Origin of the sequence: Thermogemmatispora sp., assembly GCF_019683635.1 — a bacterium.
Lineage (GTDB): Bacteria > Chloroflexota > Ktedonobacteria > Ktedonobacterales > Ktedonobacteraceae > Thermogemmatispora.
The window spans coordinates 1-2,546 of record NZ_JADGIA010000347.1 but is presented as its reverse complement, the minus strand read 5'-3'; the positions used below and the strand labels follow the sequence as shown (position 1 = coordinate 2,546).

Annotated in this window: 2 protein-coding genes and 1 other RNA gene; 2 read left to right on the top strand and 1 reads right to left on the bottom strand. The window is 60.8% G+C overall.

Annotated features, from left to right (window positions below; all coding sequences use genetic code 11):
* Positions 1 to 579, bottom strand: a 579-nt coding sequence (locus IRZ31_RS21155) for a toll/interleukin-1 receptor domain-containing protein (protein WP_297157711.1), incomplete at its 3' end; no start/stop codon positions are given.
* 250 nt (positions 580 to 829) lie between these two features.
* On the opposite strand from IRZ31_RS21155, the gene ffs reads away from it, so the two are divergent.
* Both ffs and dnaX read left to right on the top strand, forming a co-directional pair.
* Positions 830 to 1,017, top strand: an RNA gene (gene ffs / locus IRZ31_RS21150) — signal recognition particle sRNA large type.
* A 287-nt stretch (positions 1,018 to 1,304) separates the two neighbouring features.
* Positions 1,305 to 2,546 (top strand): DNA polymerase III subunit gamma/tau (dnaX, locus tag IRZ31_RS21145; RefSeq protein ID WP_297157708.1); only part of this gene is annotated, 1,242 nt, incomplete at its 3' end.

The following is a 2,546-nucleotide window of genomic DNA, read 5'->3' as shown; positions in this document are numbered from 1 at the left end:
CTCCTGGCGCACTGGCCAGCGCTTGGTGAGCTCCTTGATCTCCTCGCAGATCTGCGCTAACTCCCTATCAAGCTGAGACCTACCCATTTGGACCAACGCCTTCCCAGAGCGCGGCAAGAGCTGGCGACCTTTGAACAGCGGCTTGTCTTCAAGAGAAACGTTGCTGGTCCGAATGGGGATAAATGCCCAGTCGTTCGGCGGCAGGCGCTCCTGGATCAGCTGCTGTTCAAGCTGATGATGTTCTAGAAAGTCGGGACCGACCAAGACAATGACGACGTTCGCCTCCCTGATGCGCCGCCGCAACCAGTCTTCTCGGTCTTGGCCAGGCCGCACATCTTTAGTGAGATCGCTCACGCTGACCCCGATCGCAGAGGAGAGGTACGTGCTCAACTGGCTGGCTAACGTGCGATCTGCCTGAGCATAGCAGAGGACAGGGCGAATTGCAAAGGCAGAGGTAGACGACCCAGATGATAAGCTTCCCTGATCTCCCATAGTAGGACCTCCGCAGCCTCGCAGCGGCAGGCTGGCCCAGCAGTGGGTCAGCGCGGACGAGACATCCTTGATTCCAATATCTTTCATTGTACAAGAATATCGCCTTATTTTCCATAGAGTCATGGTGAAGTTTACGCTGCCCCATCAGCCAGCTCGCGCCTGGATTGAGCAGCGAGCCAGCCAGCTTAGCCACAGGGCAAGTTGCCCAGAAGGGGGGAATCGTCTCACGAGCGGCAAGAGTTACGCCTCCCATGCCGAGAGGTGACTCACCATCAATCTTGACAAGACACCTGGGACAGGTGTACAATAAGTCCTGGTCCGCGAAGGCAGATCCTGTCAGAGAGAACGAGCGGAACAGACCGGTTTTCTCCCCGCCCTGTCGCTCGGCGCAATTGGGTCCTGCGCGGCAGATGTCTGTGAACCCCGCCAGGTCCGTGAGGAAGCAACGGTAAATGGACCTCTCTGGGCGTCGCAGGGTTGCCTGATTGCGCTGAGCGGCAGGGCCGGGCGAAAGCCGGTTTTCTGTCTGTCTCGCGTTTCCGTCTGCCTCACACGCGCATCCGTTCTGCTCTTCGCCTGACGGCACAGCATCTACCGCTCCGCGGCCCGCTGCCCCTGTCGGTGCGACGCGGCACGGCACGCAGGCCCACCCGGCTGGTTCTTTGCTTCGATCTGGACCAGCGCCAGCACCACCAGGCCCAAGTAGCCAGGTCAAACCCGTTCTTGATGGAATTTGTGAAAAGTATGCCCAGGGCGGCAGATTAAGCAGGCAGGCGATTGCAGAGGGGACGATCCGCGCGAGGATACTGTATATGAGTTCACAGGCGCTTTATCGCAAGTGGCGTTCGCAGACCTTTGAGCAGATGGTCGGCCAGGAGGCCGTTGTCGAGACGCTCAAGCACGCGCTCAGCAGCGGCAAGCTGGCCCATGCCTATCTGTTTACCGGCCCGCGCGGCACTGGCAAAACGACAACCGCCCGCCTGCTCGCGAAAACGATCAATTGCCAGCAGCCCCGCAACGGCGAGCCTTGCAATGAGTGCCAGCAGTGCCGCGAGATTACCGCCGGTACCTCCTTCGACGTGATTGAGATCGATGCCGCCTCAAACCGCGGCATTGATAATATCCGCGAGCTGCGCGAGAAGGTCATGGTGCGCCCCACCTCCGGCAGGTACAAGGTCTATGTCCTCGATGAGGCCCATATGCTGACGACCGAGGCCTTCAATGCCCTGCTGAAGACGCTGGAGGAGCCACCAGAGCATGCGATCTTTGTGCTGGCAACCACCGATATGCATAAGATGCCGGCCACGGTGATCTCGCGCTGCCAGTGCTTCTATTTCAAGCGCTTTACGACCCGACAAATTGTAGACCACCTGCACTATATCGCCAGCCAGGAAGGGGTAACGCTGGAAAAAGGAGCCGCTGAGCTGATCGCCCGCGCCGCTTCCGGCGGTATGCGCGATGCCCTGAGCCTGCTGGATCAGGCGATCGCTTACTCAGGGGAACGGGTAACCCTGGCCCAGGTTCAGGCAATGCTAGGCGTGGCCGACCCGCAGGCTATCGAGAAGCTGGTGCAGGCGGTGGCGGCAGGGGAGAGCGCGACGGGCCTGCACCTGATCCATCAGCTGGCTGAGGATGGGGCCGATCTGCGTCAGGTTAACGTCCAGCTGGTGGAGTATTGGCGTGCTCTTATGCTGGCTCGCGCTGGTGCCTCATTAGCTGAGATTCTGGATCGCAGCGATGAGGAGATCCGCCAGATCCAGGAGCTGGCGCGCCATTTCTCGCTGGAGGAATTGACGGGGTTTGCCCGGATTTGTGCCCAGAATGAGCTGCTTCAGAAGGGCCTGGGAACACCTCAGTTGGCTCTGGAACTGGCCTTTCTGGACTGTCTGGAGCTGCGCCGCCGCGCCCAGGCAGGCGAGGCTCTGCTACCAGCCACCGGTCCCGCCTGGCAAAGCGCGACCCCGCCTGTTGCTTCCCCCGCTGCGCGCCCTGCACCGCCGCCCCCCTCTTCAGGACGAGGCGGAGAGGAGCGCGATGAGGCCGGTCCCTTGCGG